This is a genomic window from Bacteriovorax sp. BSW11_IV, from assembly GCF_000447755.1.
GTDB lineage: Bacteria > Bdellovibrionota > Bacteriovoracia > Bacteriovoracales > Bacteriovoracaceae > BSW11-IV.
This window is the reverse complement of the sequence record NZ_AUNE01000002.1, coordinates 66,825-82,010: the sequence shown is the minus strand read 5'-3', so window position 1 is coordinate 82,010 and position 15,186 is coordinate 66,825. Positions and strand designations below refer to the sequence as shown.

Annotated in this window: 16 protein-coding genes; 7 read left to right on the top strand and 9 right to left on the bottom strand. The window is 37.6% G+C overall.

The annotated features are described in order from the left end of the window. Positions 1-6 precede the first annotated feature (6 nt). Positions 7-1,041 carry an NAD(P)H-dependent glycerol-3-phosphate dehydrogenase gene (locus M899_RS00340; protein WP_021269364.1) on the bottom strand — a complete coding sequence of 345 codons (1,035 nt, stop codon included), beginning with the start codon at positions 1,039-1,041 and terminating at the stop codon, positions 7-9. Positions 1,042-1,066: 25 nt separating this feature from the next. After that, positions 1,067-1,324: a DUF493 family protein gene (locus M899_RS00335; RefSeq protein ID WP_021269349.1), complete on the bottom strand. Its 258-nt coding sequence runs from the start codon at positions 1,322-1,324 to the stop codon at positions 1,067-1,069. Between the two features lie 137 nt (positions 1,325-1,461). On the opposite strand from M899_RS00335, the gene M899_RS00330 reads away from it, so the two are divergent. The 3 genes from M899_RS00330 (at position 1,462) to M899_RS00320 (ending at position 5,143) form a co-directional block, all read left to right on the top strand. Beyond that, positions 1,462-2,433: a sensor histidine kinase gene (locus M899_RS00330; protein ID WP_034727092.1), complete on the top strand. Its 972-nt coding sequence runs from the start codon at positions 1,462-1,464 to the stop codon at positions 2,431-2,433. A 116-nt stretch (positions 2,434-2,549) separates the two neighbouring features. Next, positions 2,550-4,526, top strand: coding sequence for a lysophospholipid acyltransferase family protein (locus tag M899_RS00325; protein ID WP_021269366.1), 1,977 nt, complete (start codon positions 2,550-2,552; stop codon positions 4,524-4,526). After that, the gene (locus M899_RS00320) at positions 4,526-5,143 is read left to right on the top strand and encodes a hypothetical protein (protein WP_021269353.1); all 618 of its coding nucleotides are present in this window, start codon (positions 4,526-4,528) and stop codon (positions 5,141-5,143) included. The genes M899_RS00325 and M899_RS00320 overlap by 1 nt, the downstream gene beginning before the upstream one ends. An 8-nt stretch (positions 5,144-5,151) precedes the next feature. Here M899_RS00320 and M899_RS00315 read toward each other — a convergent pair whose 3' ends face one another. The 6 genes from M899_RS00315 to kdsB are packed head-to-tail and all read right to left on the bottom strand — an operon-like array spanning position 5,152 to position 10,285. Beyond that, entirely contained in the window at positions 5,152-6,186 is a 1,035-nt protein-coding gene (locus tag M899_RS00315; protein ID WP_021269411.1) for a threonine aldolase family protein, read from the bottom strand. Beyond that, complete coding sequence (locus M899_RS00310) at positions 6,173-6,541, bottom strand: hypothetical protein (RefSeq protein ID WP_021269403.1); 369 nt, start codon at positions 6,539-6,541, stop codon at positions 6,173-6,175. Before M899_RS00310 ends, M899_RS00315 begins: the two co-directional genes overlap by 14 nt. A gap of 1 nt (position 6,542) precedes the next feature. After that, positions 6,543-7,085 (bottom strand): KdsC family phosphatase, encoded by a 543-nt coding sequence (locus M899_RS00305; protein ID WP_034727113.1) that lies wholly within the window; start codon positions 7,083-7,085, stop codon positions 6,543-6,545. A 42-nt stretch (positions 7,086-7,127) separates the two neighbouring features. Then, positions 7,128-7,928: a 3-deoxy-8-phosphooctulonate synthase gene (kdsA, locus tag M899_RS00300; protein ID WP_021269361.1), complete on the bottom strand. Its 801-nt coding sequence runs from the start codon at positions 7,926-7,928 to the stop codon at positions 7,128-7,130. Continuing rightward, complete coding sequence (locus M899_RS00295; protein WP_021269347.1) at positions 7,915-9,531, bottom strand: CTP synthase; 1,617 nt, start codon at positions 9,529-9,531, stop codon at positions 7,915-7,917. Before M899_RS00295 ends, kdsA begins: the two co-directional genes overlap by 14 nt. Then, a complete protein-coding gene (gene kdsB / locus M899_RS00290; RefSeq protein WP_021269337.1) occupies positions 9,524-10,285 on the bottom strand; it encodes a 3-deoxy-manno-octulosonate cytidylyltransferase in 762 nt (253 codons plus the stop codon). Before kdsB ends, M899_RS00295 begins: the two co-directional genes overlap by 8 nt. Before the next feature lie 58 nt (positions 10,286-10,343). On the opposite strand from kdsB, the gene M899_RS00285 reads away from it, so the two are divergent. Genes M899_RS00285 through purB form a run of 4 tightly spaced genes read left to right on the top strand, consistent with a single transcriptional unit; the run spans position 10,344 to position 14,230 of the window. After that, positions 10,344-10,706 (top strand): hypothetical protein, encoded by a 363-nt coding sequence (locus M899_RS00285; RefSeq protein WP_034727089.1) that lies wholly within the window; start codon positions 10,344-10,346, stop codon positions 10,704-10,706. A gap of 48 nt (positions 10,707-10,754) precedes the next feature. Beyond that, on the top strand, positions 10,755-12,236 hold the full coding sequence (locus M899_RS00280; protein ID WP_155897015.1) for a TolC family protein: 1,482 nt from the start codon (positions 10,755-10,757) through the stop codon (positions 12,234-12,236). A 2-nt stretch (positions 12,237-12,238) separates the two neighbouring features. Continuing rightward, a complete protein-coding gene (locus M899_RS00275) occupies positions 12,239-12,922 on the top strand; it encodes a hypothetical protein (RefSeq protein ID WP_021269348.1) in 684 nt (227 codons plus the stop codon). A 9-nt stretch (positions 12,923-12,931) separates the two neighbouring features. Continuing rightward, the gene (gene purB / locus M899_RS00270; protein WP_021269356.1) at positions 12,932-14,230 is read left to right on the top strand and encodes an adenylosuccinate lyase; all 1,299 of its coding nucleotides are present in this window, start codon (positions 12,932-12,934) and stop codon (positions 14,228-14,230) included. Here purB and M899_RS00265 read toward each other — a convergent pair. After that, the gene (locus M899_RS00265) at positions 14,223-15,146 is read right to left on the bottom strand and encodes a hypothetical protein (protein WP_021269344.1); all 924 of its coding nucleotides are present in this window, start codon (positions 15,144-15,146) and stop codon (positions 14,223-14,225) included. The genes purB and M899_RS00265 overlap by 8 nt on opposite strands. Positions 15,147-15,186 lie beyond the last annotated feature (40 nt).

The following is a 15,186-nucleotide window of genomic DNA, read 5'->3' as shown; positions in this document are numbered from 1 at the left end:
GTTTTTTTATTCAATCTCAAACTTTGATGGACTCGACATCAGTTTTTTTATGACATCACCAGGATTATGATCTTCATATAAAACTTCATACAGGCCATTGAAGATCTGGGCCCTAATATCATACTTCTCACTAATTAAGTGAGCCGCCTGAGTCGTTTTATAACCCTCGACAACAGTTCTTTGCGAGCTGATGATTTCACTGGCAGAACGTCCCTTCGCAATCTCAAGACCAAATTGTTTATTTCTTGAAAGCTCACCTGTTGTTGTGAGAATTAAATCCCCCATTCCAGAGAGCCCATAGAAAGTTTCAGGTCTAGCATTAAATACTTTTCCAAAGCGAAGCATTTCCACAATACCTCTTGTGATAAGAGCGGCCCTTGTGTTGTGGTTATAACCAAGTCCTTCTACAACTCCACCAGCTATGGCAATTACGTTTTTAAGCGCACCACCAAGAAGAACACCTTTAACATCATAAGAAGGAAGGGCCTTAAAATATGGCGTTTCTAACATGGCCGATACTTGTGTTAGAACACGACGAGAGCGACCAGCGAGCGTCACTAATGTAATTTGTTCTTGCATAATTTCTTTGGCAAAACTTGGTCCAGAAAGAAATGTGAAGTTCTCTTTGTAGTGTCCATAGAAATCAAAGAAAAGATCATCAGGAAGCTCTAGTGTGTCTGTATCAATCCCTTTTGATAGAGACACAAAAGGAATACCTTTAGCAAAATACTTTTCAAAGCGATCATAATTTTCTTTGAAAAAGGGTCTAATACCTGTGGTTGGAAGACCAGATACGATGAGTTCAAGATCATCCATCTTATGGGCATCAACCTCATCCCACTCAAGGGCCGCATCAACATTTGATGGAAGCTTTTGACCGGGAAGATAGACATCATTCACACTGTCTTCTTTTATGGAGTCGTAAACATCTTTTGAACGAACTTTTAGAATAACTTTATCAAATGAGTTGGCCAAAATTGATGCAATTGAAGTTCCAAATGCACCTGCCCCAATAACAAGGGCAACTTTATAATTAGGCACCAAACACTCCTTTGTTTAGATTTGATTAGAGAGAAATAATTCCTGGTACTGTAGATACCTTCTCGTAAATTAACAGAACTTCTTCACTAGAATTCATAAGCTTTTTAAACGTAAGGCTCACATACTTGCCATTTTTTGACGGCCTTTCCATGAAGTTGTCGTGCTCTACGATAACTTTAAAAGTGTCGACATGATCTGAGTGAACGACAAACTTGAATAAGTAATAGCTAGGCCAATCATATTCGTTGTCGAGCAATTCTTTTAGTTTTTCCGTACTTGCCATTTCGTCCTCTATATCTAATTTATGCGTATAAATTTATTTTACCCTTAATATTTCCTCAATTGCTTGAGGTTGAAGAACTTTTCTCCGAAAAAGTACTAAAATTCAATACTTTTTCAACTCATTTAAAGAGAAAAATTATGAAACTAAGCTCTGAGAGTACCTATCTTATCCTAAATAATGACCCTCTGCCAATAATTGGCTGGTCTGAAGACCATGTTCTTTGTTATTACAACGACAGGGCCCGAGAGTGTTTTAATCTCATTAAAGAAGATATCGGCAGTCCCGTCTCTAAACTTAAAGGCCTTGATGGTAGTCCTTTAAGCGTTCAAACACTTGCCGAAGGAGTTACACTTGCAAAGTATCAGATGCCTTTGTCGACTCTTGGTGATGATCTCGATATGGCCTTAAAAATTCATCAAAACAAACTCTATCTTCTCTCTGAGGTTGCAGCAGGATTGGCCCATGAAATTAACAATCCCCTCGGTATCATTTCTCTTTCAATTAGCATTGTTGAAGATCAAGTAATGAAGGTAAAAGAGTCTCTAGGTGAAGGACACGATAAGATTTTAAGCTATATCGCCAATGTTGATAACGCGATCGAAAGGACGAAGGAAATCATTCAAAAGCTCGTACTCTTTGCCAAAGATGAAAGCATAGATGTTGTCGCAGAAATAAGTGTTGAGAACTTTATTAGAAATAGTTTAGTTTTTTGTAAAAATAGAATCAAAAATTTACAAGTTCAAGTAGAGGAAAATTTCGAAAAAGATTTTAGGTTCAAAACAAAAATTGCTCCCCTTATGCAGGCCTATGTTTCTGTTTTGTATAATGCCATAGAAAGTTTTGAAGGAGATATAAAAGAAGATGCTAAAATCTCCCTTATCAGTTTTCATGACGAGAAAAATTGCTATCTCCAGATAAAAAATAATGGCAATCACTTAAATGAAAAATGCCTCGTAACTCTGATGGCCCCATTTTATACTCACAAGAAAGGTCATTTAGGCAATGGCCTGACTGTGGCCAACCACCTTATAGAAAAAATTGGGGGGAAGTTAGAATTGAGCACAGAGGGTGATATTACAACATTCACAATAATAATTCCAACAACTTAACCCATAAACAAAGGCCGTCTAAAATCATGACGGCCCCTAGTCAAAAATACAGCATCCCCCAATTTTAAAGCATTAACAGCTAAAATTTCAGTCAAACACACTGACAGGAAACTTAGATGAACGCTAAACTTTTGATTGCGCTTTTACTCGCCTCGAAACTGACCTTTGCTGGATGTTATGAAGATGTCCTTAATATCGTCATTCAAGGCAATTCAATTCAAGCTCGCATTGCAAAGAAAACATTTAGTACAAAAATCGCAAAAAGCTTTCTTGGTTTTAGTGAATTAGAAAAAAAACTTGATGTCTTTAGATCAAGATACCATGGCACAGAAAACTTCTGGAAAAATGCCATGGATTTTCAAAACAACTCCATTGATATTTCTGAAAGTTCTTTAAAAAATATTCCAAAAGAAGGTCCTGCTATAATCGTATCGAACCACCCCTATGGTTTTGCTGACGGTATTGCTGTTAATTATATCCTCGAAAATCTTGTGGGTCGCGACGATGTGATGACTATTGGAAATGATTTACTTGTACAAATCTTTCCTGAAATTAGTAGCAAGATTTATGCTGTTGATATTCTAAGCCCGCGTTCTGTTGAAGTTATTCAAAAAAATAAAGATATTATTGAAAAAGCTAAGGAGCACGTTAGGAACGGTGGAGCTCTTGTAATATTCCCGGCCGGAGAAATCTCACACTTAGCAGACACTGCCAATATAGGTTCAAAAGAAGCTCTGAAGAATTTAAATACATTTGATAAGAAATGGAAATCAACAGTAGTTACAATGATGAAAGAAACAAATTCTCCCATCATCCCACTTCATGTTGATGGCAGTAACTCAAAGGCCTTCCATAAACTTGGAAAAATCAATCCCATGCTAAGAACTGTTAGAATTGTAAAAGAATACTTGGCCCTTCAAGGAGAAGTGATCAAGGTTAGAGCTGGTGAAAAAGTATTACTTGAAGATCTTCCAAAAGATTTAAATGATAAAGAACTTGCAGAGGCCCTAAGACAAAAAACTTTCCTAGCAGGGGGAAGTCGCGCAGCTGAAGTGGATTCATTAAAAGTATCCCTCGAAAGACAAGCAAAAGAAGCAAACAGATCAAAGAAGCTTGCTGATATTATTGAGCAACCTCAAACAATTAAAGAAAGTTTGAATGATGCCATTTCATCGGGAAAACTAAAATCAATTCTTGAAAATGAGAAGTTTCAAATTTACGTAGGAGAAGGTTCTGATCTTGAAGGAGACATCCTCGATGAACTAGGAAGGCTGCGTGAGACTACTTTCAGATCAGTTCAAGAAGGTTCTGGAAAAGCTAAGGATATTGATAAGTATGACCTATACTATCATCACCTCATTGCTGTAGATAAAGAAACAAATGAAATCGTTGGCGCTTACAGAATGGGCCTTCTTGATAAAATTGTTGAAAAGCATGGTGCTGAAGGTGTTTACTCCTCACTATTTTTTGGTCAAAAGAAGGAATTCTATGATCAAGTAGAAGGTAAATTTATCGAAATGGGTCGCTCATTTGTAATACCAGAGATGCAAAGTACAAAGGCCCTTGATTCTTTATGGCAAGGTTTTTTCACTTACCTAAAAGATCACCCACAATATATGAACTTCATCGGACCTGTTAGCATTTCTGGCGCTTATTCAGAGTTGTCTAAAAAATTGATCTACGAATTTTTTATGAAAAACTTTAAGGCCGAAAAGACTGATGAGTTTTTAAAACACATCGTTAATGAAAATCCTTTCAATGGATCAACGATAAATGATGCCGTTACATCTTTAAAGGCCCTAGAAGAAGCAGGACTTGTAAAAGATGTGAAGGGACTTAATGCTGTAATTAAGGCCATCGAAGCAGCTGAAGGAAATGAAGTTGATGGTATCCCACAGCTTTACAAGCACTATACTGGACTAATGAGCGGAAAATTCATTGATTTTAACGTCGATGATGACTTCAATACACTTGATGGTCTTATCTTAGTTCGCACATACGATATTAACCCAAAAATTCTTGGACGCTTTATGGGAAGCAATGAAGCCGCAAAAGAATTGCTCGAAAAACAAAAAGCTCTTTTAGGAAAGTAATGAAAAATATCGTCTTACTCATCATTCTCGTCGTTATTTCGGCAAATATACGTGCAGATGTAGAAATCTGCACTATACCCTTACCTGTGACAAAAAATCCGAATGTGAACAAGAAAATGCTTGGGACAACTCATGTGTACATTAAAATTAATGGTCAAACTTATGGGATGCCTTACACTGTTAAAAGAACCTATTTTGGTGGCGATGCCTATTTCTATAAAGAAGATCCTTTTTATGAAGATTATGGACAAGATGAAACATGTAGAAAAATAAAAGTTGCAGATCCAGATGAAAGGGCCGAATTTACAAGAAAAATTCAGTGTATTGCCAATAAGATTAGTGCTCCTTTAAATGATATAAAAGAATTAGGAACAAGAGATTGGTTCCCTATTTTTGATTACCACGCCCTTCAAAACAATTGTGCTTCAATGGTTTCCTATCTCCTAGAATGTGCGGGAAAACGTCGTCACCTTCACTACAACTACAATGTTGGAACGCAGGTGGAAATGTCCAAAGAGGCAAAGATCATTTACCCTGACAGTGATTCTCTTTTAAATCGAACTGTTTTTTCTAATTATGGTGAGATCTGTGAGATGGCAAAGGACGAATGCGAATAATTCGTCCCTTATTTCAGTAAATAGTTTAAGGCCTCTTTAAATTCTTGAGGGCTCCATTCTAATGAGGCCCTACCAATGACAAACTCAAGACGACAAACACTAGGGGCCACTTCACCCCAATTTCCCATTCGTAAATCACCAAAGGGCGACTCATCCCATTTTTTTGCTAACTCAGCAGCAGATAATGGTATCAATAGGTGCATCATATTTGTTTTTGGAGATGAAGGTATCATATGAATTGATTTGAATTCACTTATGACCTCTGCAAACTCTTTTGTCTTTTCAAAGTATTCATGAAAATAGCATTCATTTTTTTGAAAGAAATATTTTGCACTCACAGCAAGAGGAAATAATTCAAAAAGATTTCCGCCATGTCTTCTCAACCAAATTTTGGCATTATCAATAAAATCGGTATCGCCAAAGAGCATTGAACCAGAGGTCGAGCCAATACCTTTATAAAAGGAGAGAAATGCCGAATCAAAAAGAGCAACAATCTCACTTAAAGGCCTCTGATAAAAAGGAATACATTCAAAAATTCTGGCACCATCGAGATGAAGGGCAATCCCCTTTGAACGACAATAATCAGAAATGGCCCTCAGCTCTTCAAACTCAGGTAAATCGCCTCCAAGATGTCTCATGGGAAGTTCTATCACAACACTAGAAATACTCTCCCCTATAGTTTGAATATCAGAAAGTGACACCACCTTATGTTCTTTGCCGTAAATAACGGCACTTAATCCATGAAGCTCTTGATAGGCATTGTTTTCATGGCGAGTTAGATGACATGTGCTATGACAACTAAAACGATTATTCTTCTTCCTCTCACTCCAAATTCTTATGGCCATGAGCTGGGCCATAACTCCAGATGGCATAAATAATGCCTTGTCCATTCCAAACTTCTTGGCCATCTCAGACTCGAATTCATTGAGAAATTTACCGTTACCATAGACGTCCCTATCAATATTATTCTCTTCACTATATTGAGCTAATACAGAGAACCATTCTGAAATTGACATTTTTTTATGACCGCTAATTTTTTTCATTTTGAATTCCTAGAAGTGATGACTTCTTTTCGACAATTACGAGAAGAATAAGAGTGAGAATGATACCCATAAGAAAATATAACATTTGAGCAAAATTATCTTTTGAGTAAAAGATATAGGCCAATATCGCAAAAAAGAAATTTTGAATTGTGCCTAGGCCATAGATTATTAAACGAAGAAAATTATTTTTAAATCTAAAAAGAAAAAGAGCTGTTAAAAAACAAAGAAAGGGAAATATTAACTTTATGAGAAAAATAAATTGCTTATTCTCCCACAACGAAAGTTTTGTTGATAAATACGAAAGACAGACAGACACAAGAAATAGAACCGTGTATTGAATGCCTGTCTTTTGCATCTTATTTTCCAAATGGGATTGGATTATTTTCGAAATCGAGAACTTCTGGATATATTCCTTTGGCATAGCGAACGATATCAACAACCTCACGAACGCAGCCCATTCCCGCTGGTTTATTGGCAACATAATCCACACGCTCTTTTACTTCAAAGCTAGCTTCATTTGTTGTGGCTGAAAAACCTGAGGCCATAAGAAGAGGAAGATCAAAAAATTCATCACCCATAAAAAGTATCTCTTCTTTTTTATACCCCATCTCTAAAATTTTCTTATAGGCCTCTCTCTTATCTTCATTTCCTAAGAAAGCAAAATCAAGACCGAGATTTTCTTTGAATCGCTTTTCAACTCCAAGAGATTGCCCCCCAGAGATAACCCCAACTTTCAATCCTGCTTGCATAAGGACTTTAAGCCCATACCCATCGAAAGTATGAAAAAAACGATTGAACTTATTTGGTCCTTCATCGTACCAAACAAGTCCATTTGTTAGAACGCCATCAATATCGAATGCACAAACTTTAATTTTTGAAAGTTTGTCTTTAAATTTCATTGCAACTGTATACAGTTCATTACCTTGCATGGCCGTCCCTATTTATACAACTTCGTAAATACGAAGAAGTTCATTAACGATATCTTTTACTTTTGCAAGAGGTAGACTTGTTGAAGCATCACTCTTCGCTTTATCTGGATCAGGGTGGCATTCCATAAAAATCCCATCTGCACCAGCAGCAATCGCGGCCCTGGCCAGAACAAGAATTTGTTCTCTCTTTCCACCAGTCGCATTCCCTAAACCACCTGGTCTTTGAACACAGTGAGTGGCATCGTGAATAGCGCGAACACCAAAGCTTTTCATAATTTGAAAGCTCGCCATATCAACAACTAGGTTGTTGTATCCAAAGCTTGTACCTCTTTCAGTTAGAAGGATATTTTCTTTTGGCATAATTGAAGCCGCTTTCTCAACAATATTTCCCGTCTCTTCAGGAGAGAGGAACTGACCTTTTTTCACTTTTAACTGACGGCCATATTTTGCACAGGCCTCAGCACCCGCAATAATCATATCCGTTTGTCGACATAAGAATGCTGGGACTTGAAGTGTATTAACAACACTTGCAACAGTCATGGCCTGATCAGGCCAGTGATAGTCTGTAATTGTTGGGAGGCCCAACTCTTTATTTACTTTCTCTAAAATGCGAAGACCTTCATCAATCCCCGGACCTCTATAAGAATTAATAGAAGTTCTATTGGCCTTATCAAAGCTTCCTTTGAAAGAAAGATTTATCTTATCCCAAACTGGTTCTAAGTCTTTTTTTAGAGTTTCCGCAATTGTCATTGCTAGAGATTCACTTTCAAGAACACATGGTCCAATGAAGAGTTCTAATTTATTTTTTGCCATACAAATCCGCCTTTTCTACGAATGTTTTAAATAGTGGGTGTGGAGAATAAGGACGAGACTTAAACTCAGGATGGTACTGACAAGCAATAAAAAATGGATGGTCTTTAATCTCGATAACTTCAACAAGACCAAGTTCTTTATTCATACCAGAAATAGTCATTCCCTTATCCACAACTTTATCAATGTAAAAATTGTTCACTTCAAGTCTATGACGGTGACGCTCAGAAATAAGATCTTCACCATAAATTGAGTGAGCAAGTGTTCCCTTATCAAGATTACACTCATAGGCCCCAAGTCTCATTGAGCCACCTTTGGCCCCCTCTTTCGACTGTCCTTCCATATAGTGTATAACAGGATCCCCTCCTGATTCAAATTCTTCACTCGTCGCACGCTCAAGGCCCACGACATTGCGTGTGAATTCAATCATCGCAAGCTGCATTCCTAAACAAATTCCAAAAAATGGCATTTTATTTTCACGGGCATAGCGAATCGCTCTGATCTTTCCTTCTGTCCCACGGCTACCAAAACCACCAGGAACAAGAATTCCTTGAACACCAGAAAGAATATTTGTGACTTTTGATTCATCTTCTAAGTCTTCTGCATCAATATAAATAGGCACTAACTTCAATTGATTTGAAATGGCACCGTGCTTAAGAGCTTCATCTAAAGATTTATATGACTCCACTAACTCAGTGTACTTACCAACAATTCCAATCTTCACTTCACGAAGGGGATTTTCAAAGTTGTAGACAACTTTTTCAAGATCTTTAATGTTTGGTGTTGCGGCCCAAATTCCAAGTAACTCTGCAACTCTTTGATCAAGGCCTTGCTTGTAAAAATTAAGAGGGACTTTATAAATTGAATCAAGGTCCACAGATTGGAAAACATTATCTTTAGGTACGTTACAAAAAAGTGAAATTTTATCAAGAATAGACTGATCTACATCTCTATCACTTCTACAGATAATGATGTTTGGAAATAACCCTTGAGAGCGAAGCTCTTTAACTGAGTGTTGTGCTGGTTTAGACTTTAACTCTCCAGCGGCCTCGAGGTAAGGAATCAATACAAGGTGAACAAACAATACGTTTTCATGCCCAACATCGTGAGCAAATTGTCTTATTGATTCAACAAATGGAAGTGACTCAATATCTCCAACAGTTCCACCAATTTCTCCAATTAAAAGATCAGCATTTTCACTGGCAACGTGGATTCTTCTTTTAATTTCATCAGTGATATGTGGAACAACTTGAACAGTCTTTCCAAGATACTTTCCATGTCTCTCATTCTCAATAACTTGCAGGTAAACTTGACCCGTTGTGAAGTTACTTTTCTTTGAAAGAGTCAATGAAGTAAAACGCTCATAGTGACCAAGATCTAGATCTGTTTCGGCCCCATCGTCAGTTACGAAAACTTCACCGTGTTGAGTCGGGCTCATTGTCCCTGGATCAACGTTAATGTACGGGTCCATTTTAAGCATATTAATCTTAATCCCTCTTCTTTCTAAGAGGGCCGCAATACTGGCAGCAGCAAGTCCTTTACCGAGAGAAGATGAAACCCCTCCAGTAATAAAAATGTACTTCTTATTTGTTTTCTTACTACTCACCTAAAACTCCTTCCAGTCTTTTTATATCTTCAGGTGTATCCACACCAAGTAACATTGCATTTGTTTCAATGGCCCCAATACTCATTCCAAGCTCTAGAGCGCGTAGTTGTTCTAGTTTTTCGAGATTTTCCAATCGAGAAACGCCGGCCTGACAAAATTCTTTTAATTTCTGTGGTCGGTAGCTATAAACACCTACGTGTAAAAACCAATGAGTATCAGCATTATTCTTATCGCGATCAAACGGAATACTTGCGCGAGAGAAGTAATGACATTTGCCTATCTCTGGAGAAAAAACGGCCTTAACTTTATTTGGATCTAAAAAATCCCCATCAAGACCTTTCACTCTCTTAACTACAGTGGCGATATCGTAGTCTTGTTCAAGATGGAAGTGAGCGATATTTTCAAGCAGATCACTTTTTAGAAGTGGTTCATCACCTTGTACATTCACAACGAGATCAACTTTCTCATTTTCAAAATATCTTTCATAAGCAAGGCTTATTCGTTCAGAACCACTTTGAACATCATCGTCTACTCTTAGCACTCTTCCACCAAACGAATTCACATGCTCTTCGATGCGATCATCATCTGTGACTACGGCACTTATAAATTCAATGTCATCAGAAACTGCACTGGCGCAGTTTTCATATACACGTTGGATCATTGATTTTTTAGAGATTAAGGCCAAGGGTTTTCCAGGAAACCTTGATGAGGCATAGCGGGCAGGAATAAGAGTAAGGACTCTGTATTTTTTCACAATAAACTCCAATCCTTAAAGGGCATAATTTATCAGAATCACCCTTTTAAGAAAAGTCATGTTAAAATTATTTTTAATGAAGAAAAGCTATTTGTTTTCCATACTATTTATGAGTTCCATTATAGTCGCCTTTGCAGGAGATTATAAGAGATCGGTTATTACTGACCCCAGTATTACGCGCCGTTGCACGTCTTTAACCGAGAAAAGAGTTCAAAAAATAGACCATAAACAAAATTTACAGGCCCTTTTGGCCAGAAATGTTAAGCTTCAAGAGTTTACCCCTGCCCAAAAGAAAAGCATTAAACGTAAACTAAAAAGTAATGAGTCTCACCTACGCCATGAGTTAGAATTAACAAATCTAAAAATAAACCGCCTAGAAGAAGACATTGTGCGCCAAGGATGCCCGGGAATCTACCTTTAACTTTACAAACACAGGGTCAATTCTTATCATTTTCTTAATAATTAATTATTGAGACACACAACACACACTATGCAAAAAAAATTCATTCCAATTCTTATGGGTGCGAGCATCTTGCTTGTCTATCCTAGTCAACTACAGGCCCAAAATGCGAGCGATGAGCTTTCTTCAGAAGAGATGTATTTCCAAAATAAAAACGAAGACAATCTCAAAGAGTTCTTTCGCAATTTAAGTTTACAAGGGGCCATTGAACAGGCCTTACGTGCCAACTTTAATGAAAAGGCCCGCGTGCAAAATGACTACCTCTTAGATCTTAATTTTGAAGATACTAAGACAGAGTTTTGGGTGCCAAAACTGGCCATTAGTTTTGTAAGTGAAGAACAAAGAATTGCCACAGTTAAATCTGGTAATCAAAATAGTGGCGCAACATCTAAAGAGGCCAGCGGTTATATCCGCCTCGGCTTCGATGACTATACTCTCTTCAATTGGGGTAAAGATTATCTGCAATATCTAAATGATAAACAAACTTACGAGCGCACAAAAGAACAGTTTAAAGAACAAAAAAGAAATCTCAAACACAACGTCATCATCGCCTACTTCGATCTTTTAAAAACTAAAAAAGTTGAAGAAATTGCAAGAGATCAACTGAGACACGCTTCTTTCATCTACCGTCTAAATAAAGAAAAAGCATCCGTTAAAAAAATTACTGCACAAGAATTTTATCAAGCACGTTCGGAATATCTACTCGCACAAGAGGCCTATCATAATGCAAAAAATGATGTTCTTATTTCAGATGAAAATCTCGCAACACTTATCGGAGACAAAGTAGGAACAAGATATGTTCCAGAAGATGAACTTAATTATGAAAAGCTTCGTCTATCGTTCAATGAATCAATTCAGTTGAGCGAAAAAAATAATCCCCTAGTAAGAGACTTTGATCTTGCCATTGATCTTGCGAAAAGAGATGAAGAAATTACAAGAAGACAGGACCTTCCACTTCCAAAAGTTTCAATCAAACTTGGTGCTTATAATTACACTTATGGCGATGATGAAAACTCAACTCGTTATAGAACAGGTTCAAACAATAATAACGTAGAAGTTGTAGCGGCCATCAATGCGACATGGGCCCTAACTGGTCGCGATGGTATCTTAAATTCGAGAAGAAGAGAGATCTCAGCGGCGACAAAGGCCCTTGCATTCAAACAAAAAGAAGCGGCCATTAGAAATGCAAATGGTGATATCAGAAACCATTACAAGGCAATTCAAAAATACCAGAACGTCATTACAATTCTTGAGGCCAATTTGCCGACACTACAAAAGAGCTTTGATTCCGCTCTTGAAAATTATCTCAATAAAAGAGTTTCTTATAATGACTATCACCTCTCTTTAATGGGATTGATTGATGCTAGAACTCGTTTAGAAGAGGCCCGTTTTAATCACACGAGAGAGAAGATCAAACTGGCATCAACTATTGGTGTTGAAGACTTTCCTGGACAAAACTTTGAGCGTCTTGCCACTAAGGTAAAGAGGTAATTATGAAAAATATTATTGTACTAATGGCCCTATTGATTATTACTTTTTCTTTATCTAAGGCCAATGCCGCAGATGCTATAGAAGACGACTTTGTTACAAATCGAATTGATGAGCAAACGGGATTGTCTTACTCTCACTCAACGAAAGAAGACAATTGGATTTTATCTGGCCAATACTTTATTAATGGCGACCTTATGAATGCTATGGAGCTTTCAGGATTTGAGGCCTCTTTAGCAACAAAATGGGGCCGCTACTTCCTCGATTTTCTTGTGGCCCAAACAACGACGAAAATTAATGAAGTTGCCAACATCAATTCTTCAAGTTTAAAAGACCTCAATATTGATTTTGAAAATACGACTTATTCAATTACTGAAATCGGTGTCGGTTTAAAATTGAGATCAACGCTTATTCAAGATTTTATTCAATCAAAAGACTATTTTGATATTATTTCAAGTCATATCACTTATATGAGCACAACGATTGAAGAAGAAAGTTTCTCTGGCCCTGGTCTTAGGGCCAGCTATGGAATTTTCAAAAGATTTGGACCTTCGACTCAAGCAGGAATTAAAGCAGATTACCACTTAGGTGTACTCTCACGCTCAGCGAATGAGAGTAACACAAGTGTTAAAACAACTCTTGTGACATCCTGGATATCAACTGGACTTGAGTTTTCTTACTATTTTTAAAGGTTAATTATGATTCCTCGTTATGAAAAAAAAGAGATCTCTTCGCTCTGGACAGAAGAGGCAAAATTTCATTATTTCTTAAAAGCGGAGATCGCTCTTTTAGAGGCCCTTGAAGAAGAACAAATGATCCCTTCAGGTGTAGCTAAAAAGTTTTCAAAAGCAAAAATCAATATCGACAGAATTCATGAAATTGAAAAAGTAACAAGACATGATGTCATCGCTTTTTGTAGTTCTATCACCGAACAAGTTGATGAAAAGTTCTCAAAATACTTTCACTACGGTGTAACCTCTTCAGATATTATTGATACGGCCCTCTCTCTTCAAATCAGGGACTCCCTCAATATTGCCCTTACTTCTTTGGAGAGCTTGCTTGTGGCCCTTAAAACGCGCGCCCTAGAGCATAAGAACACTCTTTGCATTGGAAGAAGTCATGGTATGTATGCAGAGCCGATGAGTTTTGGTGCAAAACTTCTTTCTTTTTATACTGAATGGAAACGCAGATACGAAGACTTAAAAATCTTTTCAGAAACAGAACTTACTGCCCAATTTTCAGGAGCAGTAGGAAACTATACTATTCTTACGCCAAAAGTAGAAAAACTTGCGGCCATGAAACTGCACCTAAACGTTGAAGAGCTCTCAACGCAAGTTATTCCAAGAGATCGTATCGCAAAGTTAATTTCCATTACTTCTCTCATGGGTGCGGCACTTGAAAGGGTTTCAATCGAAATCCGCCACCTTTCTCGCTCAGATGTTGCTGAAGCGGCAGAGGGTTTTGCAAAGGGACAAAAAGGCTCTTCAACAATGCCTCATAAGAAAAATCCCATCAGTGCAGAGAATCTAACAGGGATAGCAAGAATGCTTCGCTCTCACATTCATGTGGCCCTTGAAAACACTCTTCTTTGGCATGAAAGAGACATCTCCCATTCATCTGCCGAGCGCATGATGTTACCAGATGCATTTGGCCTACTTGTTTACGGAGTTGATCGCCTAAGTTCAACAATAAACGATCTTGTGGTGCTTGAAGATAATATCGAAAAAAGAATTCATGATAACTTCACTTACCTATCAAGTTATTATCTCCACAAACTTATCGATCAATGTGATCTAACGAGAGAAGAGATTTACCCAATTGTTCAGGAAGCAAGCTTTAGTGCTAAAGATGCAAAGAGCTTTCATGGAATTATTGAAAAAGAAGTCAAAAAAAAGGGTCAGCAATTTAAATTAAATGTACCGACCCAATCTGAAATTAAAAATATATATCTAGCTAATATAGATGACGTCTACAAGAGATGTCTTGGGACTATTTAACACAGATATATGTCAGCGTTCTGCTATAAGGATAGTTCTCAAGGGCCATAGATAATCCACTTGGCCATTGGGAACTAACAACATTGTATTCATATCCATAATTCTTTGCGGCCCATTCAGTTTTAAGGCCCATGCTTAGTCCACCGTGATATAAACCTCGAGCAAACAATGATGTTAATTCAGAAGTAGAGGGCAGCCTCTCACCTTTTGCTTCACAGTATTTTGAAACTTGTTTAAGCATTGTTCTATATTGAACATTACCTGCTGTTTGAAATGTACGAATACCACTTATCGTTACAGTTTCACGCCCTAATGTGGCCTTTAGTGGAAAAGTTGTTCTGTGAACTGAATTAAATAATTGAGAAGCAAGAGCATATCCCACAACATTCATCTGAAGCGCTGAACCTCTGGCGGCATAGCTGCGAGAAATTCCTGTCTCTTTATTAATAACGCGTAAAACGGCATATACACCTGCTCCTGGACGAACACCCCAAAGAACATGCATATCAAATTTAGACTCATAAGAAGACCAATCAAGCTTTCTTGTGCCACCTTCGTTTTCGTAGGCCTCATTCAAAAGTTCAATTCCATTTCTAACATAATTTGCAATGGTTTCACCCATGCCTTTCTTAGCGACCTGTCTACGATCGTAAACGCGATCATCAAATTTCAGCACCATTTCCATCGCTTCCATACCAAGTGCCCCTGCTTCCATTAGACTAATGGCCTCACGAACATAGGCATTTCTCAACTCTGAAGTTGTTTGAGAAAAGTTCTCCTGAAACTCGGCCATATCCAGACCTTGTTGATATGTAATTCTTGGATTTAGTGGTATCGATGAGCGACCCCAAAATGAGTTCGCAAATGTGTTACTAAAAGCTGTGATTGACATCAAAAATATCAGTGTCTTTTTCATAGAAACTCTCATGTTTATTTCAATATAATGTTGGTGATTA